The 20,531-nt window shown below is 71.8% G+C and carries 22 protein-coding genes; 5 read left to right on the top strand and 17 right to left on the bottom strand.

Annotated elements, in window-relative coordinates:
* Positions 1–14: 14 nt before the first annotated feature.
* Together QNO21_RS14640 and QNO21_RS14635 are read right to left on the bottom strand one after the other, a co-directional pair.
* Positions 15–1,229 (bottom strand): acetyl-CoA C-acetyltransferase, encoded by a 1,215-nt coding sequence (locus QNO21_RS14640; RefSeq protein ID WP_257518547.1) that lies wholly within the window; start codon positions 1,227–1,229, stop codon positions 15–17.
* Positions 1,226–2,464, bottom strand: coding sequence for an acyl-CoA dehydrogenase family protein (locus QNO21_RS14635; protein ID WP_257518546.1), 1,239 nt, complete (start codon positions 2,462–2,464; stop codon positions 1,226–1,228). Before QNO21_RS14635 ends, QNO21_RS14640 begins: the two co-directional genes overlap by 4 nt.
* Before the next feature lie 93 nt (positions 2,465–2,557).
* Between QNO21_RS14635 and QNO21_RS14630 the strand changes: the two genes are divergently transcribed.
* The 5 genes from QNO21_RS14630 (at position 2,558) to QNO21_RS14610 (ending at position 8,174) form a co-directional block, all read left to right on the top strand.
* Complete coding sequence (locus QNO21_RS14630; RefSeq protein WP_257518545.1) at positions 2,558–3,196, top strand: QsdR family transcriptional regulator; 639 nt, start codon at positions 2,558–2,560, stop codon at positions 3,194–3,196.
* A 14-nt stretch (positions 3,197–3,210) separates the two neighbouring features.
* Complete coding sequence (locus QNO21_RS14625) at positions 3,211–3,624, top strand: acyl-CoA thioesterase (protein WP_257514658.1); 414 nt, start codon at positions 3,211–3,213, stop codon at positions 3,622–3,624.
* A gap of 614 nt (positions 3,625–4,238) precedes the next feature.
* Positions 4,239–5,267: a phosphotransferase family protein gene (locus QNO21_RS14620; protein WP_257518544.1), complete on the top strand. Its 1,029-nt coding sequence runs from the start codon at positions 4,239–4,241 to the stop codon at positions 5,265–5,267.
* A complete protein-coding gene (locus QNO21_RS14615) occupies positions 5,267–6,493 on the top strand; it encodes an acyl-CoA dehydrogenase family protein (RefSeq protein WP_257518543.1) in 1,227 nt (408 codons plus the stop codon). The genes QNO21_RS14620 and QNO21_RS14615 overlap by 1 nt, the downstream gene beginning before the upstream one ends.
* A gap of 40 nt (positions 6,494–6,533) precedes the next feature.
* A complete protein-coding gene (locus QNO21_RS14610) occupies positions 6,534–8,174 on the top strand; it encodes a long-chain-fatty-acid--CoA ligase (protein WP_257518542.1) in 1,641 nt (546 codons plus the stop codon).
* 139 nt (positions 8,175–8,313) lie between these two features.
* Here the strand turns inward: QNO21_RS14610 and QNO21_RS14605 are convergent, their stop codons facing one another.
* The 15 genes from QNO21_RS14605 to QNO21_RS14535 all read right to left on the bottom strand — a co-directional run bounded on the left by QNO21_RS14605 (position 8,314) and on the right by QNO21_RS14535 (position 20,464).
* Positions 8,314–9,624: an ABC transporter substrate-binding protein gene (locus QNO21_RS14605; protein WP_257518540.1), complete on the bottom strand. Its 1,311-nt coding sequence runs from the start codon at positions 9,622–9,624 to the stop codon at positions 8,314–8,316.
* Between the two features lie 4 nt (positions 9,625–9,628).
* The gene (locus tag QNO21_RS14600; protein WP_257518538.1) at positions 9,629–10,801 is read right to left on the bottom strand and encodes a branched-chain amino acid ABC transporter permease; all 1,173 of its coding nucleotides are present in this window, start codon (positions 10,799–10,801) and stop codon (positions 9,629–9,631) included.
* Complete coding sequence (locus tag QNO21_RS14595; protein WP_257518537.1) at positions 10,798–11,676, bottom strand: branched-chain amino acid ABC transporter permease; 879 nt, start codon at positions 11,674–11,676, stop codon at positions 10,798–10,800. The genes QNO21_RS14600 and QNO21_RS14595 overlap by 4 nt, the downstream gene beginning before the upstream one ends.
* Positions 11,676–12,392, bottom strand: coding sequence for an ABC transporter ATP-binding protein (locus QNO21_RS14590; protein WP_257516739.1), 717 nt, complete (start codon positions 12,390–12,392; stop codon positions 11,676–11,678). Before QNO21_RS14590 ends, QNO21_RS14595 begins: the two co-directional genes overlap by 1 nt.
* Positions 12,389–13,123: an ABC transporter ATP-binding protein gene (locus QNO21_RS14585; protein ID WP_257518536.1), complete on the bottom strand. Its 735-nt coding sequence runs from the start codon at positions 13,121–13,123 to the stop codon at positions 12,389–12,391. The genes QNO21_RS14590 and QNO21_RS14585 overlap by 4 nt, the downstream gene beginning before the upstream one ends.
* Before the next feature lie 95 nt (positions 13,124–13,218).
* Positions 13,219–13,962 carry a glucose 1-dehydrogenase gene (locus QNO21_RS14580; RefSeq protein WP_257518535.1) on the bottom strand — a complete coding sequence of 248 codons (744 nt, stop codon included), beginning with the start codon at positions 13,960–13,962 and terminating at the stop codon, positions 13,219–13,221.
* On the bottom strand, positions 13,959–14,939 hold the full coding sequence (locus QNO21_RS14575; protein WP_257516742.1) for an NADPH:quinone oxidoreductase family protein: 981 nt from the start codon (positions 14,937–14,939) through the stop codon (positions 13,959–13,961). The genes QNO21_RS14580 and QNO21_RS14575 overlap by 4 nt, the downstream gene beginning before the upstream one ends.
* Positions 14,940–14,942: 3 nt before the next feature.
* Entirely contained in the window at positions 14,943–15,527 is a 585-nt protein-coding gene (locus QNO21_RS14570; RefSeq protein ID WP_257518534.1) for a TetR/AcrR family transcriptional regulator, read from the bottom strand.
* 14 nt (positions 15,528–15,541) lie between these two features.
* Positions 15,542–16,279 carry an SDR family oxidoreductase gene (locus tag QNO21_RS14565; RefSeq protein WP_257518533.1) on the bottom strand — a complete coding sequence of 246 codons (738 nt, stop codon included), beginning with the start codon at positions 16,277–16,279 and terminating at the stop codon, positions 15,542–15,544.
* Positions 16,280–16,406: 127 nt separating this feature from the next.
* A complete protein-coding gene (locus QNO21_RS14560; RefSeq protein WP_257518532.1) occupies positions 16,407–16,988 on the bottom strand; it encodes a hypothetical protein in 582 nt (193 codons plus the stop codon).
* Positions 16,985–17,551, bottom strand: coding sequence for a hypothetical protein (locus QNO21_RS14555; RefSeq protein ID WP_257518531.1), 567 nt, complete (start codon positions 17,549–17,551; stop codon positions 16,985–16,987). Before QNO21_RS14555 ends, QNO21_RS14560 begins: the two co-directional genes overlap by 4 nt.
* The gene (locus QNO21_RS14550) at positions 17,548–18,081 is read right to left on the bottom strand and encodes a hypothetical protein (RefSeq protein WP_257518530.1); all 534 of its coding nucleotides are present in this window, start codon (positions 18,079–18,081) and stop codon (positions 17,548–17,550) included. The genes QNO21_RS14555 and QNO21_RS14550 overlap by 4 nt, the downstream gene beginning before the upstream one ends.
* 34 nt (positions 18,082–18,115) lie before the next feature.
* Positions 18,116–19,495 carry a hypothetical protein gene (locus QNO21_RS14545; protein ID WP_257518529.1) on the bottom strand — a complete coding sequence of 460 codons (1,380 nt, stop codon included), beginning with the start codon at positions 19,493–19,495 and terminating at the stop codon, positions 18,116–18,118.
* Between the two features lies 1 nt (position 19,496).
* Positions 19,497–19,787: a hypothetical protein gene (locus QNO21_RS14540; RefSeq protein WP_257518528.1), complete on the bottom strand. Its 291-nt coding sequence runs from the start codon at positions 19,785–19,787 to the stop codon at positions 19,497–19,499.
* An 83-nt stretch (positions 19,788–19,870) separates the two neighbouring features.
* On the bottom strand, positions 19,871–20,464 hold the full coding sequence (locus tag QNO21_RS14535) for a hypothetical protein (RefSeq protein ID WP_257518527.1): 594 nt from the start codon (positions 20,462–20,464) through the stop codon (positions 19,871–19,873).
* Between the last annotated feature and the right edge of the window lie 67 nt (positions 20,465–20,531).

Raw genomic sequence — 20,531 nt, 5'->3', positions numbered from 1 at the left:
TCGGCAGCGAGCGCTCAGTCGCGGGACAGCACCAGGGCCATGCCCTGGCCGCCGCCGACGCACATCGTCTCGAGGCCGTACCGCCCGCCCGTCGCGGCGAGCCCGTTGATCAGCGTCGACGTGATCCGGGCGCCGGTCATCCCGAACGGGTGTCCCACCGCGATCGCGCCGCCGTGCACGTTCAGTCGGCCGTCGTCGATGCCGAGCTCCCGCGCCGACGGGATCACCTGCGCCGCGAACGCCTCGTTGATCTCCACGAGGTCCATGTCGTCGATTCCGAGCCCGGCGCGCGCCAGCGCCTGCCGCGACGCCTCGACGGGACCCAGCCCCATCACTTCCGGTGACAGCCCGCTCACGCCGGTCGACACGATCCGCGCCAGCGGCTGCAGCCCGAGTTCGTCCACCACCCGGCCGGACACGATCACGACGGCCGCCGCCCCGTCGTTGAGCGGGCAGCAGTTGCCCGCCGTCACCGTGCCGTCCGGCCGGAACACCGGGTCGAGCCCGGCGAGCCCGGCCTCGGTGACCCCGGCCCGCGGGCCGTCGTCCGCAGTCACCACGCTGCCGTCCGCGAGCGTCACCGGCGTGATGTCGCGCTCCCAGAAGCCCGAGGCGATCGCCGCCTCGGCACGCTGCTGCGACCGTGCGGCATACGCGTCCTGCTGCTCGCGGGTCACCCCGTGCAGCTGCGCGACGTTCTCGGCGGTCTGGCCCATCGCGATGTAGGCGTCCGGCAGCGCGCCGTCCGCACGCGGGTCGACCCAGGCCGATGCCCCCGCCTCGCCGCGCGCGGCCGTGCGCGCCGCGGCATCCGCGAAGGCGGGGTTCACCGCCTCCGGCAGGTCGGCGAATCCGTGCGCATACTGCGACACCGACTCGACGCCCGCCGACACGAACACGTCGCCCTCGCCGGCGCGGATCGCGTGGAACGCCATCCGGGTCGTCTGCAGCGACGACGAGCAGTACCTGTTCACGGTCGTCCCCGGCACGCCGTCGAGCCCGAGCAGCACCGCGACGATCCGCGCGATGTTCATGCCCTGGCGTCCCGCGGGCTGCCCCGTGCCGATCATCAGGTCGTCGATGCGCGCCGGGTCCAGCCCGGGGACGCCATCCAGCGCCGCCTGCACCATCTGCGCGACGAGGTCGTCGGGGCGCACGTCGGCGAGCGACCCCTTGCGCGCGCGGCCGATGGGCGAGCGTGCCGTGGCGACGATGTATGCCTCGTTCATGAGGTGAACGCCTGGATGCCGGTGATCTCGCGCCCCACGATGAGCGTGTTCATGTCGTGTGTCCCTTCGAAGGTGTAGATCGCCTCGGCGTCGCAGAAGGCCCGCGCCGCGCCGTAGTCCAGCGTGATGCCGTTGCCGCCCATCACCTCTCGGCAGAGGGCGACGGTCTCGCGCATGCGGGCGGTGACGAAGGCCTTCGCCATCGCCGCCTGGGCGTCGGTCTGCGTACCCTCGTCCTGCAGCTGCGACACCCGGGTGCACATCGCCAGGCACGCGGTGATGTTCGACAGCGCCGTGGCGAGCTTGTGCTGCACCAACTGGAACGACGCGATCGGCTTGCCGAACTGCTCCCGGGTAGCGGTGTAGCGCACGGCCGCCTCGTAGGCGCCGATGCCGTTGCCGAGCCCCTGCCAGGCGACCTCGGCGCGCGTCAGCCGCAGCACGATCGCGACCTCGGTGAACGACTCGATCCGCTGCAGTCGCAGGGAATCGGGAACGACGACGCCCGTCAGCGTGATGTCGGCGTTCTCAACGGCCCGCAGCGACTGCTTGCGCTCGATCTTGGTCGCCGAGTACCCGGGCGTGGAGGTGGGGACGATGAACCCCTTCATCTCCCCGTCGTCGGTGTCACGCGCCCAGACGACGGTGATGTCGGAGAATCCGGCGCTGCCGATCCAGCGCTTGGCGCCGTCGATCACCCACTCGTCGGTGCCGTCGGCCGCCGTCCGCCGGGTGGCGGTCGTGCGCAGTCCCCGCGCCGTGTCGGATCCCGACAGCGGCTCGGTCAGCGCGAACGCCCCGACGAGCTCCCCTCGGGCCATGGGCGGCAGCCACTGCGCCCGCTGCTCGTCGGATCCGCCGACCCAGATCGCGTTCATCGCCAGGCCGCTGTGCACGCCGAGGAACGTGGCCGTCGAGGCATCCACCCGGGAGATCTCCAGGGCGACCCAGCCCCGGTAGAGGGCGCTGTTGTCGTACTGGGCGACCTCGGGGATGCCGGCTCCGAGCATGCCCAGCTCGGCGAACCGGGGGAAGAGGTGACGAGGGCTCTCCGCGCGTTCCCAGAACTCGTCCGCCCGCGGGGCGACCTCGTCACGCAGGAACGCCCGGATGCGGCCGAGCTGCGCGCGCTCGGCGTCGGTGAGCGCGCTCTGCAGGTCGTAGAAGTCGGCGTCGAGGCGCGCGGCAGGCGGCGCGTGCGTCTCGTCGGCGGGTGGGGTGAGGGTGAGCGGCATCGCTTCTCCGATCGTCGGTGATCCGGTGTGACGCCCATCATGCAACATTTCTCAGGATGTTGCATCCATCCGGCGCGGCGGTAGAGTTCCGGCATGTCCACGCCTGCGCCGGTCGCGCCGCCCATCGCGACCGTGGGGGTGGATGCCGCCCCCTCCTGGCTCTCGGCGCGGCTGGCATCCCACTCCGACGCGCGGCGGGCTTTCGACCTCGCCCGCGAGCAGTTCATCGCCGGGCACCGCATCGACATGGGCGCGCTCGCCGCGGCACTGGGGGTGGATCGCACGTCGCTCTTCCGCTGGGTGGGCAACCGCGACGCCCTGCTGAGCGAGGTGCTGTGGTCGCTCGCCGTCCCGACGCTGGTGCAGGCCGACCACGCGACGGCGGACCGCGTCGGCGCCGACCGCCTCGCCGAGCTGCTCACCCACTTCGTCGCCGACCTGAACCGCGCGCCCTATTTCCGCGAGTTCCTGCGGCGTGAGCCCGCCCGCGCGCTGCGCCTGCTCACGACGGTCGAGAGCGAGATCCAGCGTCGGTACGTCGCGACGACGGAGTGGCTGATCCGCGCCGAGCTGGGAGCGGAGCCGCTCGGCGGGGCCATCGACGTGCACAGCCTCGCGTACCTGCTCGTGCGCGTGTCCGAATCGTTCACCTACGCCGACCTGATCGCCGGCGACGAGCCGAGCGCGTCGCGCGCCCGCGCGGCGTTCCGCGTGCTGCTGCGCGCGGACTGACCCCTGGAGGACCGATGCCGCACTACGGCGTGCGCCGACCGTTCATGACCCGCTGGCGCGACAACGACCAGTACGGGCATCTGAACAACGTCGTCTACTACGAGGCGATGGATACCGCGGTCAACGCCTGGATGATCGCCGAGGGAGGCCTCGACCCGGCATCCTCTCCCGCGATCGCCCTCGTCGTTTCGTCGTCGTGCGACTACCGTGCCTCGGCGTCGTTCCCCGAGCCCCTCGAGGTGGGGATCGGCGTGGATCGGCTGGGGGCCACGAGCATCACGTGGGCGCTCGGGATCCTGCGCCCCGGTGAGGACGAGCCCATCGCCGTCGGGCGTTTCGTTCACGTGTTCGTGGATGCCGCGAGTCGCCGGCCCGTTCCCGTGCCGGATGCCGTGCGCGCTGCGGTGGCGGCGCAGCTGCTCGGCTGAGGTTCCGGCGGGACGCCGGTTCGAGCGCTGCGGGCTGTGGCGCCCGATACGCGCCCCGAGCCGGTGGATGGCGGGGTTCGGTGCCCGGTACGCGCCCCGAACCGGTGGATTGCGGGGTTGGGTGCCCGGTACGCGCCCCGAACCGGTGGATGGCGGGGTTCGGCGCCCGATACGCGCCCCGAACCGGTGGATGGCGGGGTTCGGCGCCCGATACGCGCCCCGAACCGGTGGATGGCGGGGTTCGGTGCCCGATACGCGCCCCGAATCGGTGGGTTGGGGGTTCGGTGCCCGATTCGCGCCCCGAATCGGTGGGTTGGGGGTTCGGTGCCCGATTCGCGCCCCGAATCGGTGGGTTGGGGGTTCGGTGCCCGATTCGCGCCCCGAACCGGTGGATTGCGGGGTTCGGCGCCCCGACCCGGTGGATCGGGGGGTGTGGTGCCCGATACGCGCCCCGAACCGGGGTCTGACGGGGTTGGGTGCCCGATACGCGCCCCGAATCGGTGGATTGCGGGGTTGGGCGCCCGCTTCGCGCCCCGAACCGGCCGGGTTGGACACAAACCGACCAGGCGGTATGCTGAACGGGCGACGCGACGCGGCGCGGAGAGGGGTCGACGATGACCGACGTGCCGGGGCTCGACGTGCAGGCGCTCACCGAATGGTTCGCCGGTGCGCACCCCGACCTCGCAGACGGTGACCTCACCGCCACCGTCATCGCCGGCGGCCGCAGCAACCTCACCTACGCGATCGACGGCGCGCGCCGCCCGCTCGTGCTGCGGCGCCCGCCGCTGGGCCACGTGCTCGCCAGTGCCCACGACATGCGGCGCGAGCACCGGGTCATCTCGGCGCTGGCATCCACACCGGTGCCCGTGCCGGTCGCCGTGGACGTCGTCGACGACACCGGCGGGGCGATCACCGGCACCACCTTCTTCGTCATGGAGCGGGCACCCGGGCGGGTGCTGTCCACACCCGGGCACAACGCCGGGTACGACCCCGCGGGGCTGGCGCGCCTGAGCACCGACCTCGTGCGGACCCTCGCGGATCTGCACGGCGTGGATCCGGCATCCGTGGGGCTGGCGGACTTCGGCCGCGCCGACGGATACCTCTCGCGCCAGATGTCGACGTGGAAGCGCCAGCTCGACGCCTCGCGCTCCCGCGAGACCCCCACCCTCGACGCGCTGCAGGAGCGCCTGGGCGAGGGGATGCCGCAGAGCCGGCGCTCCGGCATCGTGCACGGCGACTACCGCCTCGACAACGCGCTCGTCGACGGCGCGCAGCCGCGCCTGTCAGCCGTGCTCGACTGGGAGATGGCGACCCTCGGCGACCCGCTCGTGGATCTCGGCATCTTCGCGCTGTACTGGGACATCGCCGCCCTTCCCGCCGCGTTCGGGGGCGCGATCCCGAGCGCCGTCGATCCAGCCGCCGGCTACCCCCGCTTCGACGAGCTCGCCGAAGTGTACGCCCGGCAAGCCGGAACGGATTTGCCCGACCTCGGCTGGTACCGCGCCTTCGCGGCGTACAAGCTCGCGGTGATCCTCGAGGGGATCCATTACCGCTTCGTCGCCGGCGACACCGTCGGCGACGGATTCGACGGGATGGGCGCGCTGGTGGAACCCCTCGCCCGCCAAGGACTGGAGGCGCTCTGATGGACTTCGCCCACGATGACACCACCCGGCAGCTCGCCGAACGGGCGCGCGCCTTCGTCGACGAGCACGTGGTGCCCGCCGAGCCGGTGCTGCAGGAGCAGCTGGATGCCACGCCCGACCAGTGGGGCTTCCGGCCGATCGTGACGGAGTTGCGGGAGCGCGCCCGCGCGGCGGGGCTGTGGAACCTGTTCCTGCCGGGCGAGCACGGGGCGGGGCTGACGAACCTGCAGTACGCGCCGATCGCAGAGATCACCGGGTGGAGCCCGCGGCTCGCACCGGTCGCGTTCAACTGCGCCGCCCCCGACACCGGCAACATGGAGGTGCTGCACGACTTCGGCACCCCCGCCCAGCAGGAGCGGTGGCTCGAGCCGCTGCTCGATGCCCGCATCCGCTCGGCGTTCTGCATGACCGAGCCCGACGTGGCCTCGAGCGACGCGACGAACATCGGCACGCGCATCCGTCGCGACGGGGACTCCTGCGTCGTATCGGGCCGCAAGTGGTGGTCGACGGGGGCGATGAACCCGGATGCCGCGATCTTCATCGTGATGGGCAAGACCGATCCCGACGCCGAGCGGCATCGTCAGCAGTCGATGATCCTCGTGCCCCGCGACGCCCCCGGCGTGCGCGTGGAACGGGCGCTGACCGTGTTCGGCTACGACGATCGCGACCACGGGGGGCACGCCGAGGTCGTCTTCGACGACGTGCGGGTGCCGGCCGAGAACCTGCTCGCGGGGGAGGGCGACGGGTTCGCGATCGCACAGGCGCGGCTGGGGCCCGGTCGCATCCACCACTGCATGCGGGCGCTGGGCATGGGCGAGCGGGCGCTGGCGCTGATGACCGACCGGGCGAACGAGCGCGTCGCGTTCGGGCGCACCCTGGGGGAGCAGGGGGTGATCCGCGAGTGGGTCGCCGAGGCGCGGATCGAGCTGGAGGCGCTGCGGCTGCTGGTGCTGAAGACCGCGTGGCTCATGGACACCGTCGGCAACCGCAAGGCGATGACCGAGATCCAGGCGATCAAGATCGCGGTGCCCCGTGCGGTGCAGCGCATCCTCGACCGGGCGATCCAGGTGTTCGGCGCGGCCGGTGTGTCGCAGGACACCCCGCTGGCCGAGCTGTTCGCGGGCATCCGGACGCTCCGGATCGCCGACGGCCCCGACGAAGTGCACCTCAACAGCCTCGGCCGCGCGCAGCTGCGCTCGCGAGTGAGTATTCGCATCGCCGAGTGAGTATTCGACAGAAGTTCCGTTCAACGACGAAAGGACCATCGTGACCCACCGACCCGACCCCGCCATCGACGACCCCGGCTACGCGACGCTGTCGGTCGCGAGCATCCTCGCCGAATCCGCGCAGCGCCACGCCGACCGCCCGGCGCTGCTCTTCGCCGGCGCCATGACGACATATGCGCAGCTGTGGAACGAGGTGCGCGCGTACGCGGGCGCCCTGCGTGACCGCGGCATCCGCCCCGGAGACCGCGTCGCCATGATCGTGCCGAACGTGCCCGATTTCGCCCGCGTCTATTACGCCGCGCTGTCGCTCGGCGCCGTCGTGGTGCCCGTGCACCTGCTGTTCAAGGCCGAGGAGATCGCGTACGTGCTGCGGGATGCCGAGGCGGACCTCTTCGTCGTCGCGGCCCCGCTGCTGGGCGAGGCGCTGCCGGCTGCGGCGGCCACCGGCATCCCCGTCGTCACGGTGCTGCTGCCCGCCGGGACGCCGTCACCGGCCGGCGACCTGCCCCGCCTCGAGGACGAGGCCGCCGCCGCGGAGCCGATCGTCCGTCACACCTCGACGCGCCCGTCGGACCCGGCGACGATCCTCTACACCAGTGGCACGACAGGCACCCCGAAGGGCGCCGTCGGCTCGCACCTGGCCCTCGTCGAACAGGTGCACTGCACCCTCATCGACTCGTTCAACCTGCACTCCGGCGACATCGTCTTCGGCGGACTGCCGCTGTTCCACACGTTCGGCCAGACGGCCGTGATGAACATGGCGTTCCGGGTCGGGGCGTCGATCATCCTGCTGCCGAGGTTCGACGCCGACGACGCGCTCGCCCTCATGGTCGCCCACGGGGCCACCGTGTTCACGGCGGTGCCGACGATGTACGTCGGGATACTGGAGGCCGCTCGTCGCAGCGAGGCACGGCCGCCGCTTCGGTACGCGGTCTCGGGCGGCGCCGCGCTTCCCGTCGCCGTGCTCGAGGCGTTCCGCGGTGTCTTCGGCGCCGATGTGCACGAGGGCTACGGGCTGACAGAGACGGCGCCGATCGTGTCGTCGAACTCGCTGGTGGAGCCGATCAGGCCCGGCACCGTGGGGCGTCCCCTCTGGGGGGTCGACGTGGCGATCGCCGATGCCGAGCAGGAGGAGCAGATCGCGCTGCTCACCGACCCCGACGCGCTGGGCGAGGTGGTGGTGCGCGGGCACAACCTGTTCAAGGGCTATCTCGGGCGGCCCGAGGCGACCGCGGCGACGATCGTCGACGGGTGGTTCCGCACCGGCGACCTCGGCCGGTTCGTCGACGGGGTGCTGACGATCGTGGACCGCAAGAAGGACATGATCGTGCGCAGCGGCTACAACGTGTACCCGACCGAGGTGGAGGCCGTGATCGCGCGGCATCCCGCCGTCGCGGTCGCAGCCGTTTTCGGCGTGCCCGACGACTTGCGCGGGCAGGAGGTGCACGTGGCGGTGGTGCCGCACGACGGACACAGCGTGGATGCCGACGAGCTGATCGCCTTCACACGAGAGCGCATCGCGGCGTACAAGTACCCCCGGACCGTGCACGTGCTGGCGGATCTGCCGCTGGGCGGCAGCGGCAAGGTGCTGAAGCGGGAGCTGGTCGCGCGGTTCTCGCCGGCGCCGACCGTCGCTGCCGCCGCCGTGATCCCCGACTCCGGGGTGGGCCCCATCGCCTGACCTGAAACCTGCTGGACGAACGCCGCGCCGGGGGATCCCCCGGCGCGGCGTTGCGCGTGCCCGCCGCGCCAGACGCACAACACCCCCTGGCGGAGCCCTCGGGCCCGTCAGGGGGTGTTGTGGGATGACGCGCTCGGCGTCAGGCGCCGGGGACTCCTGCGCCTGACAGCGGCACCGGCTGCGGGTCCACTGCCGTCACACTGCCGTCGCGAACCTCGTAGGTCGCGTCGATGTAGTCCTGCACGCCCTGGTCCACCGTCGTGATGCCGACGCCCAGATACGCGGCGTGGCTGTCGGGACCGAACGCCAGCGGCAGGATGCCGTTGCCCACGAGGTCGCCTGACCGCACCGCCTCGATGAGGGCCTCACGCGTCGGGTTCTCGCCCGCCGCGGCCAGCGCCTCGGCGAAGACGTACCCCACGCTCATGCCGAAGATCGTGTTGCCGTCGAAGGGGGCGTCGCCGTTGTACTCCGTGTTGATCTCGCGGAAGAGCTCGACCCACTCGTCGTCGGCCATCGGCAGGTAGTTGGTGCCGGTGAAGCCCTGCAGCAGCTTCGGCGCCATGTCCTCGCCGAGGTAGCCCACGAGGGTGGGGTAGTCGGCGCCCGACGAGGAGCCGAACCACTGCGGGAACCAGCCCAGCTGCGCCGCGGTTCCGACCGCGAGCGCGGTGAAGCCGTTGATGGTCGCCAGCGTCACGATGTCGCATCCGGCGGCCTGCAGCGCGCCGATCTGCGCGGTGACGTCCTGGTTCGACACCGAGTACCGCTGCACCTCGGTGAGGCCGTCCGCGCCGAGGGCCATCTCCAGCCCTTCGAGGAATTCGTCGCCGAAGTCGTCGTCCTGACCGAGCATGCACACCGCCGCGTCGGGGAACTCGTCGGCGGCGTACTGGCCGAGCGCCGCGCCCTCGACGACGTAGTCGGCGTTGAAGCCGAAGGTGTTCGGGTAGGTCTCGGGCTGGTTCCAGGCGGTCGAGCCGGATGCCACGAACAGGTCGGGCACCGAGTTCTGGTCGAGGAAGTCCAGCACCGACTGGTGGGTCGCCGTGCCGAGGCCGTTGAGGATCGCGAAGACCTCGTCCTGCTGCACGAGCTCCCGCACGACCGTCTGCGAGTTGGCCGGGTTGTACCCGTCGTCCTTCACGATGTACTCGATCGTGCGCCCGTTCACCCCGCCCTGGTCGTTGAGGTAGTCGAAGTACGCGTTCGTGGCGGCGGAGATCGACGAGTAGCCGGCGGCGGCCGGGCCGGTCAGCGGCGTGTGGGTGCCGACGGTGACGGTCGTGTCGGTCACACCGGTGCTGTCGCCTGCGGCCTCGTCGTCACCGCCCGCTGCCGGTGCCGAGGGGGTGCTGCAGGCCGCGAGGCTGACAGCAAGGACGGATGCCGCGATCAGACCGCCCGTGCGACGGGCGGCAGAGCGCAGCGTCGAGCTCTGTTGGGACATGGGATCACCTTTCAATCGGGATGGTGCGGGAAGGGTCGGAGGATTCCGGAGCGTCGGATGCCGCGGCGGCAGAAGGCAGCGGCGAGTCAGGCCCCGCAGTCGACGCGGACCCCGCTGGTGCGGGGACGGACCCGGCACGCCGACGCCGCAACGTGCCCGCCAGACCCGCCACGCCGTCGGGGCGCAGGATCATGACGACGATCAGCAGCGCACCGAAGACGAGGAGCGACAGGTTGCCCGACAGGCGCTGCTCGAGCTCGCGGGGCAGGTCGAGGGCGCCGGCGCCAGCGCCGAGGGCCCAGGGCAGCACCACGATCACGACCGAGCCGATGGCGGCGCCGCCGATGCTCCCGAGTCCGCCGAGGACGGCAGCCACGACCAGCAGCAGCGAGAACGCCAGCGTGTAACCGCCGGGGCCGACGGACTGCGTGATGAAGCAGAGCACCGCACCGCCCGCGCCGGCCGCGGCGGCGCTGAGGGTGAACGCGGTCACCTTGACGCGCCGGGCGGGAACGCCGTTCAGCCGCGCGGCGGTCTCGTCGTCGCGGACGGCCCGCATCCGCAGGCCCAGGGCGCCCCGCCGCACGAGGGCGAGTGCGGTGACGACGACGGATGCCACGATGATCGCAACCCACGCCTGCCACTGCTCCAGCGCGATCAGCCGCTCCAGCGCCGTCGGCACCGGGTTGTAAGCCGTCTGCAGTCCCTGGTCGCCGCGGAAGACACCCGACCACACGCTGGTGATGGCGGGAACGGCGACGACCAATGCCAGTGTCAGACCGGCGAGGTAGGGGCCGTGCAGCCGCGCGGCGGCGAGGCCCAGCAGCAGGCCGAGCAGGCACGCGATCGCGACCCCGGCCACGAGGGAGACGACGAAGCGCAGCACGCCGTCGACGCCGGCATCCGTCAGGGCGTTCGACGTGAGGGCGTAGCCGTAGCCGCCCGCGGCCATCAGCGCGGCGTGGCCGAGCGACAGCTGCCCACTCAGCCCGATGAGCAGGCTGAGCCCGGCGACGGCGCAGAAGTACGCCGCAGCAGTGCCGAGCTGGAAGTTGCGGAACGGGTCGAGCAGGAATGTTCCACCCAGCGCGAGCACGGTGAGAAGGGCGGCGATCGTCAGCACGCGGGGCATGCCGGTCAGGCCGGGGAACAGGCGCGGACGCAGGCGGCGGTTCATGCGGTGCGCGCCTGTCGCATCGAGAAGACGCCGCCCGGTTTGACCAGCAGCACCGCCACCAGCAGCACCAGCACGCCGATCGGCGCCACGGTCGACCCGAGATACCCGGTGACGAGGCTCATGACCACCCCTACGGTCAGGCCGCCGAGCAGTGCGCCGACGGGGGAGTCCAGTCCGCCGACGACCGCGACGGTGAATGCGTAGACGAAGAGGACGTCGGTGGAATGGGGGTTGAGCCCCAGCTCGGTGGGGATCAGCAGCAGCGCCGCGAGCGCTGCCACCGCGGCCGACAGCATCCAGCCGATCGTCACCATGCGATCCACGCGCACCCCGAGCAGGCGCGACACCTCGGGCGCGAAGGCCGATGCGCGCAGCTGCAGTCCGAGAGAGGTGCGGGTGAACAGCAGCGCGAGGATCCCCATGACCGACAGGGCCACGACCAGCACGAACAGGTCGTAGGGGGAGAGCAGCGGCACCCCGCCGACGAAGATGGGCGTCTCATCGAACGGCGCCGCCATCGGCCGGTACTGCGGTCCGAAGAAGATGCCCAGCAGCGACTGCAGCACCATCACCAGCCCGATGGCGATGATGATGCCGGCCAGGGGAGAGCGGTGCGGCGCGTGGCGCATGAGGCCCCGCTCGACGACGAAGCCCATCGCGGCGCCGCCGAGCACGCCGGCGGCGAGGCCCGCCGCGTACGAGCCGGTCAGGGCGGTGACGGCGAACGCCAGGTACGTCGCCACCAGCGCCATGGCGCCCTGGGCGAAGTTGATGATGCGCGCGGCGCGCCAGATGAGCACGAGCGATAGGGCGAACAGGGCGAAGATCGCGCCGCGGGCGAGGCCGGTGGCGAGCAGGAAGGCGAGTCGGTCCATCAGAATCCCAGGTAGGCGTGGCGCAGGGCGGTGTCGTCGGCGAGGGCGGATGCTGCGGCATCCGCCACGATGCGTCCGAGGTCGAGCACGACCCCGCGGTCGGCGATCGACAGGGCGCTGGTGATGTTCTGCTCCGCCAGCAGCACGGTCATGTCATCCCGTGCGGCGGCGTCGCGGAGGGTCGCCATCAGCTGGGCGACCACGAGCGGAGCCAGTCCCAGCGACGGCTCGTCGAGCGTGAGCACGCGGGGGCGCGACACCAGTGCGCGCCCGAGCGCGAGCATCTGGCGCTCGCCGCCGGAGAGCTGGTGGCCGTCCGCGGAGCGGCGGCGGGCGAGCGGCTCGAACAGATCGTAGATCTCGGCGATCGCCGTCTCGCGGGCGCGGCCGCGGTGTCGCCACAGCGCACCCAGGCGCAGGTTCTCGTCGACCGTCAGCTCCGCCACGACGCTGCGTCCCTCGGGAACCTGGGCGATGCCGCGGCGGGCGCGGTCCTCGGGGCTGAGCCGGGCGAGGTCGTCGCCGTCGAGGCGGATGCCGCCGCGCAGCGGCCGCACGAACCCCGCGAGGGCGCGCAGCAGCGTGGTCTTGCCGGCGCCGTTGGCGCCCAGGAGCGCGACGATCTCTCCGGGCTCGAGCGCGAACGACACGTCGTGCAGCACCGGCTCGCCGCCGTAGCCGACGGTGAGCTCGTGAAAAGACAGCGCGCCGTTCATGCCGTCGCCTTCAGCCCGAGGTACGCCTCTTCGACGGCGGGGTCGCTGCGCACCTCGTCGGGGGTGCCGCGGGCGATCACCCGCCCGAAGTCCAGCACGACGACGCGGTCGGCGACCGACATGACGAAGTCGACGTGGTGCTCGACCAGCAGCACCGCGCAGCCGGCGTCGGCGGTGGCGCGTACGGTGCCCGCCAGGGCCGCGATGTCGTCGTGGCCGAGGCCGCCGGCCGGTTCGTCCAGCAGCAGCAGGCGGGGGTCGGTGACGAGGGCGCGCGCGAGCGCCACGCGCTTGCGCACCGGGTAGGGCAGTGCGGCGACGGGAACGTCTGCCACATCGAGCAGATCGTGGGTGGCGAGTTCGGCGGTCACGCGGGCGGCGGCATTCTTGCGGGTGCCGCGACCGCTCAGGGGGACCGTGACGTTCTCGCGCACGGTGGCCCCGTCGAAGAGGCCCAGGCCCTGCAGCGTGCGCGCGACGCCCCGGCCGGTGAGCGCTGACGTGCGCGCCGGGATGGCCTGGCCGTCGAGCACGATGGTGCCGCGGCTGCGGACGAGCGCGCACACCGCGTTGAAGACCGTTGTCTTGCCGGCGCCGTTCGGTCCGATGAGGGCGACGACCTGTGCCGGCGCGACGTCGAACGACACGTCCTGCAGCGCGGTGAGGCCGCCGAAGGTCACGGTCAGGTCGGTGACGGCGAGCCGCGGAGCGGGTGGGGCAAGGGAGGACATCGGCACCTCTTCGTGTCGGGTGGCCCCACTGTACCTCATAAACCGACCAGCCGGTATGTTGCATTCGAAAGCAGGCGGCTGCGGTGACCAGGGTGCTATTTGTGGGGGATTCCGGTGATCATGCCGCCGTCGACGACGAACTCGGCGCCGCTGGTGAAGCGCGACGCGTCGGAGGCGAGGAACACGATCGTGCCGACGACATCGTCGGGGGTGCCCGGCCTGCCCAGGGGGATGTCGATGCGCGCGGGGTCGATGCGCGTCGTCATGTCGGTGAGGATCAGCCCCGGGTGCACGGAGTTCACGCGGATGCCGCGCGGGCCGAGCTCGACGGCGAGGGATTTCGTCAGCCCCCGCACGCCGAACTTCGCGGCGGTGTATCCGTGCAGGCCGGGGCTTCCTCGCAGCCCCTCCACCGACGAGATGTTCACGATCGAGCCGCCGCCGCCGGCGGCCATCGCCGGCACCGCCGCGCGGCAGCCGAAGAAGGTGCCGGTGAGGTTCACCGCGATCACGGCATGCCACTTCGCCGTGGAGTAGTGCTCGATGGGTGCCGCGTTGGCGATGCCGGCGTTGTTGACGAGCACGTCGAGCGCGCCGAAGCGCGCCATGGACACCGCCACGGCGGCATCCCATTCCTCTTCCTCGGTGACGTCGAGGTGCACGAACGTGGCGCGCGGACCGAGCTCTTCGACGAGGGCCGTGCCTTCGTCGTCGAGCAGGTCGGCGACGACGACCGCTGCGCCCGCCGCGTGGAGGGCGCGCACGTACGCGGCGCCGAGCCCGCGGGCCCCGCCCGTCACGAGGGCCGTGCGGCCGGTGAGGTCGAAGGGCGAGGTCATCTGCCGACCTCGATCACGACCCGCCCGGTGGTCTGCCCGCCCGCGAGCTTCTGGATCGCCTCGGGCGCCCGCTCGAACGGCACCACCTCGTCGACGAGTGGTGCGATCGCCCCGGATGCCGCGAGGCGGGTGAGCGCTTCGTGCGCCTCCGCCACGAGGTCGGGGCGGCGCTGGGAGTAGAGCGCCCAGTACAGGCCGAGCACCGCGAAGTTCTTCACCAGTGCGACGTTCGTGCGCAGCGTCGGGACCTCGCCGCTGGCGAAGCCGATCACCACGATGCGGCCCTCGAAGGCGACGCATCGGGTGGACGCCTCGAACGCCGAGCCGCCCACCGGGTCGAAGACGACGTCGGCGCCGTGCCCACCCGTGATCTCCTTGACCCGTGCCGGGATGTCGTCGACGCCGCGCACCAGCACCTCTTGCGCGCCCAGGTCGCGCGCGACGGCGGCCTTGGCCTGGCTGCCGACGACGGCGATGACGTGCGCGCCGGCGGCGACGCCGAGCTGCACGGTGGCAGCGCCCACTCCGCCGGCGGCGGCGTGCACGAGCAGCCACTCGCCCTGCCGCAGGGCGGCCCGGCGGTGGAGGGCGAACCACGCCGTCTGGTACGCGATCATGAGCCCCGAGGCGGCGATGTCGTCGAGGGCGTCGGGAGTGGGCTGCAGATCGCGCGCCGGCAGCACGGCGAGCTCGCTCAGCACGCCGATCTTGCCGCCGACGACCCGGTCGCCGACGGCGAACCCCTCGACACCCGGCCCCAGTGCCTGCACGGTGCCGGCGAACTCGATGCCGGGGATGAAGGGGAGGTCGGGCTTCACCTGGTACTCCCCGCGCGAAAGCAGCACATCGGGGAAGTTGGCCGCGACGGCGGCCACACGCACGAGCACCTCACCGGCATCCGGAGTCGGATCCTGCACCTCGACGAGTTCGAGGACGTCCTCGGGTTCTCCGTTGCGGGTGACGTGCCAAGCGCGCATGGGCTACTCCTTCGTGGTCCTGATGCTGGTGAGGAAGAGATCGGTCAGCTGCTCGGCCACCTGCGTCGCGGACTCCGGGCCGCCGGGGGAGTACCACTGCGAGAGGTAGTGGACGTCGCTGAAGAAGTGGGCGATGAGCACCGGCACCGGGATGTCGGTGCGGAAGAGGCCTTCGGCCCGGCCTCGCTCCAGGAGCTTCGCGACCTCGTCGTGGTAGGCGCGCCGGCGGCGCGTGACCTCCTGCTGGCGGGGTGCGGAGAGCATGTGGGAGCTGCGGAAGAACACCGTGCCCTCGGGCAGGAACTGGATGGAGGTCTCGATGACGTCGACGCCCACCGCGCGCAGCACCTCGTCGACGGCGCCTCCTCGGGCGACGATCTCGTCGAGCCGCGCCTTCTGCAGGGTCAGCAGCCGGTCGTAGATGCCGAAGAGCAGATCGTCCTTCGACTCGAAGTAGTGGTACATCGCGCCCTTGGTGACACCGGCGGCCTCGACGATCTGCTGCACGCTGGTGTTGGCGTAGCCCTGCACGGCGAAGAGGTCGACGGCGGCCCGCGTGACGGCGTCGGCGACATTGGTCTGCTTCATGCGTTCATCCTCTCTCAACCGATGGGGCGCACCGACGCGCCCCCGTCGATGAGCAGGGTCTGGCCGGTGACCCAGGCCGCGTCCCCCGAGAGGAGGAAGGCGACCGGGCCGGCGATGTCGGCGGGCTCGCCGAGCCGCCGCAGCGGGTAGGCGGCGGAGGCCTCGTCTTCGCGGCCCTCGTACAGGGCTCGGGCGAAGCGCGTCTTGACCACGGCGGGGGCGACGGCGTTGACCCGCAGGCCGGGGGCGAGCTCGTCGGCCAGCTGCATCGTCAGGTTGATCAGTGCCGCCTTTGAGATGCCGTAGAACGCGATGCCGGGGCTCGCGGCCACCCCCGCGACCGACGCGACGTTGACAACCGAGCGGGAAAGCCCGGCGGCCACGGCGTCGCGGGTCCATTCCAGGGCGCCGATCACGTTGACCTCGAGGATCTTGCGCGCGGCGGCGGGGTCGATGTCGAGCACCGGTCCGTAGGCGGGGTTGATGCCGGTGTTGTTGACGAGGTGGTCCAGCCGCCCGTGGGTGTCGGCCACGTGCGCGAAGACCTCGGCGCGGTGAGCGGGATCGTCGGCGTGGCCCGTGACGGACGTGGCCTTCGGGCCGAGCGTCGCGACCGCTTCGGCGAGGGTGTCGGGGTGGCGGCCGGTGATGATCACCGATCCGCCTTCGGCGACCAGGCGCTCGGCGATCGCGAACCCGATGCCGCGGCTCGCCCCCGTGATCAGGGAGACGGTGCCCTCGAACCTCTGCATTGCGCCTCCTTGCGCGACGGGTCTCACCGGAGCATACCGCCCGGTCGGTTTGACCCTATCAGCACTCGCGGGTGAGTATTCACGCCCCCGAGTGAGTACTCACGCGTCGACCGCCCATCGTCGTGCCCTAATCGGCGAGCGAGATGGTGTCGACGAGCTGCTCGATCTCGGGGAGCACCGCGGCGATCATCGCCGGCTCGCTGTGGCTGACGGTCACGACCACGTCGGCCTTGGCGGAGCGGAACACCCAGAACACCATCGCCAGCAGCTCGTCCTGCGGCGGCCCGAGGCTCTCGGCGGTCGCACGGGGCACGCGCAGCACGCGCTCGACGCGTGCGCCGGGGCCGAGACCCGCCGCGACGATGTCGACCACGAGTGGCTCGCGCGCGTCGGAGTCGGTGCCGTCCGATCCGGTGAGGTCGTGCAGCGTCGCCGACGGGTCCGGCGGCAGGTCGAACACGTCCACCGACACCAGCAGCGTGCGCGGGTCGACCAGCCAGGCGAACCGGTGCGCGCCGGCCTGGTTGTTGGCGCGCAGGCCACGCAGGTAGTCTCCGAGCCACCCGGTCTCGTCGTCGGTCCAGCCGGCGCGGCCGAAGGCGCCCGTGATCGTGTCGACCCAGGCGTCCTCATCGGGGTAGACATGCCACGGGAAGGCGGTCGGCACGTACAGCCAGCGCTCCCGGTCCCAGTCGATGACCAGCGTCATGCCGGTGCCTCCGCGGTCGCAGGTCGGTCGTCGTCCCAGCGCACGGTGGCAACGAGGGCGTCGCACAGCCCGGTGAGCGCCTCGACGATGGGCTGCAGCTCGGGATCGTCGTCGCCGACGATCGAGAACGATGCCACGAGCAGCAGCCCGGTGGCATCCGGCACCCGCCAGACGTACTCCACGCGCCGCAGCGCCTGCGCGGGTCGCTCGGTCTGCACCCGCCATGCGTCGCCCGCAGCGGTTTCGACGACCTCACCCGCCGGCTCGGCGGCGTCGTCGTCGCGCCCGATGGCGATGGCGATGGAGGTCGACACCGCCGCCTGCCACGCCGTGCCCAGGGGCAGCAGGATGTCGATGACGTCGAGCTCGCGCGCCTGGCGCGCGCCGTCGACGATGGCATCGGCGAGGCGCCCGATGTAGGGTCCGGCGCTGTCCCGCGGGAGGTGCGCGTACTGGTCGGTGATGAGCCGGCGCAGTTCGTCGTCGGAGCGGTCGCGCACCGGCAGCAGCAGCCAGCCGGGAGGCAGCACGACGCGGTACGAGACTCCTGCGGCGGCGGTCACTGCGGCACCTCCGCCAGTGGCGGGCGGCGCGCGTCCATCGGCGCGGGTCGCACGCGGTTGCCCGCGGCGTCGAGGTACTGCCGCCAGGATCGGGGCAGCGCACCCAGGGCACCGAGCACCATCCGCGCCAGCACGAGGGCCGCAAGGCTCGCCAGTGCCGGGAAGACGGCGAGGGATGCCGCGTCGGCGATGCCGGGGGCATTGTGGAAGCCCAGCACGCGCGGCGCCGTCGCGAGGATCGCCAGCAGCGCGAAGCCCAGCTGCATGCCGCGACCGAAGATCCCGGGGCGGGACAGCGGTACGGGGAAGGTGACGAGGATCCAGGCCGCCAGGCAGAACACCGGCCCCCACGTGAGCCACAGCTGCGGGTCGAAGGCGGGGAACGCCCCGTCGGGGGCGAAGCCGTTGTGCGCGGGCTGCTCGCCGGTGGTCGCCCCGACGATGAGCGCGGCCACCGTGAGCACCACGAAGGGCACCAGGTCGCACACGATCACAGCCCCGGCTGTCAGCAGCGCCAGCGGCTTGGACATCCGCTCGAGGCGGTCGCGTCGCTCCGGTGTCATCTCAGCGCACGCCCGGCTGCCAGTTTGTCGGAACCGCGCCGGTGAGGGACTCCTTCGCCGACGTCCAGCCTGATGCGACGTCGTCGAGGTAGGGCACCGATTCGATGGCCGAAGCCGGCAGGTTCTCGAGGGTGGTGAGCCCGAGGCTGGTGATGTCCAGGCCCGAACCGAGCATCTCCGCCCCGCGGAAGACCCGCTCGGCCCCGTGCCCCATCCCCTCGACGAACGAGGCGCGCAGTCCATTCGCGCCCAGCTGCGCCTGCGGCATGATGGCGCGGAACTGCTCGACCTGGCGTCCCGAGAGCTCCAGCCACTCGCGGGTGAACTTCTGCGGGATCGTGGCCTGCGGCATCCGGGTCATCAGCTGCTGACCCGCCGGCAGCAGCCGCTGGAACTCGTCGCCGACGGCGGCTATGGCGCTGCGGCGCGTCGAGATCGGATGCACGATGCGCTGGAACAGCGACGTGGCCTGGCGGTTGTGCGTGAGGCCGCGCAGCACCTGCGTGCCGCGCAGAGCGAACCCGACGCCCTTGGCCGCGACGGCACCGATGCCGAAGGTGAGCACGCCGAGCATGTCCAGCCCGAACGACAGCCATGAGCCCTCGCCGGCGAAGGCGAGACCGAAGCTGAGCAGGGCGGTCGCCGCCGCCAGGCCCAGCGCGATGGGGGCGAGCACCGGGAAGAAGATGCTCAGGATGCCGACGATCGCGGTGATCGCCCCGAGGATGTTCTTCACCGCCGAGAGCCATCCGGCGTTGGCGCTGACCCAGTCCTTCACCGCCCCCGAGACCTTGTCCCAGAGGGAATCGTTGACCCGGTCGCCCTTGACGGCCTCGGCGATCGCCTCCGCGGCTTGGTTGCCCGCCTCGCGGACGTTGTCCACCGCTGCCGCGTGAAGGATGCCGGCACTGCGCAGGTCGGCACGAGCCATCATCAGGTGCTGCGACACGCCCGAGGCGAACTGGGCGGCGTCGGTGCGTTCGACGGGGTCCACCGTGGACCTGATGGCGTCGTTGGCCTCGGCGAGCCGGTACTCGAGGCGTCGCTCGGCGAGCTGGGCCTCATCGCGGGCCTCCATGGCCTGCAGCGCCTGCCGCTGCGCCATGGCCAGTACCTCCGCGTACGCCAGCAGCTGGGAGCCGGCCACCTCGTACCGGCCGTGCAGGTTGCGCAGACGTTCCCGTGTGTCGCCCACCGACTCGGCGAGCGCCTCGAGTGCGTCGCTCTGCTGCGAGCCGGCCTGCGTGATGACCTGTTCGAGCTGCGCGGTGGCGTCGGTGATCGCGTCGGCCATGCGCTGGTACTTCTCGGCCTTGCGGCGCACCCGGTCGGGGTTGCCGGGGATCGGGGCGATCAAACCGGCGGGGGTGGCTTCGGGCATGTCAGCCTTCTCCTTCCACGGCGTTGCCGAGCTCGTCGTCGACGTCGCGGAACGCGTCGGCGACCGTCTTCGCCTTCTGCCGAAGCACGTCGACGTCATCCATCAGCTCGGCGCGGCGCCGGTCCCAGCCGTCCCCGAACTCCTGCACGACACCGGCCAGCCTGTCGTGCCCGAGCGCGTCGGCGAGGGCGTCGGAGTCGCTGTCGACCCGGTCGAGAATGCGATGGATCCGCCCCAGATTCCTCGCGAGATCGGTGACGGTCTCGGTGTCGATGCGGAGCGTGCTGGCCATAGCCAAAGCATAGGAGGCACGGTGCGCGGCTGCCGATGGGGAGGACTCCCCACCTTCGCCGCGGGCGAGCCGACCGGGGCGGGTCAGCTGGGGTCGAGGCGCAGCACGTCGGGCGACGAGCCGAGGGTGACGTCTCCCACCACCCGCAGACTGCGCGCCAGATGATCGACGTCGCCGACGACCGTCCCCACGCGCGTGCGGTCGCTGCAGACGGCGGTGAGCGTGACGAAGTGCGTGCCGGTGTCCCATGTGTAGCTGAGGAAGGGCGGCGTCTTGTCGCCGCTCGGCAGCGTCATCGCGAGCTTCTCGCCGACGCCCAGGTAGGGGTTGCGGAACGACTCGGTGTCGTCGTACTCCATCGGCATCATGGCGCGCGAAGCCCGCAGCTGCGGCGTGGCCTGCTGCAGCTGCGCCATGGCGACGAGCAGTTCGGGGTCGTCCTTCCACACCCACACCAGCACCCGGCCGTCGGCCTTGCGCATGAGCAGTGGTGCCGCCTGGCTCACCGCCCAGGCCGCGATGCCGCTGGCCGGGCGCGCCGAGGCGCCGAGGGCCGCGTTCGCCTGCTCCATCAGCATGCGGATCGCGGCCTTGCGGTGACGGCGGCCCCTGAAGCCCAGCGATCCCGTCACGGCGACCCAGCGGGCGGGATCGGCGTCGGCCTGCAATCGGGACATGCACCCAGGGTAGGGGGATATGCCACCTGCCGGCGCTGTGCGTCGGCAGGGTGTGGCGCGCTTTCCG

It is taken from the genome of Microbacterium sp. zg-Y818 (assembly GCF_030246905.1).
Lineage (GTDB): Bacteria > Actinomycetota > Actinomycetes > Actinomycetales > Microbacteriaceae > Microbacterium.
Note: the sequence above shows the minus strand (reverse complement) of the source record. Positions and strands in the feature narration are given on the sequence as shown.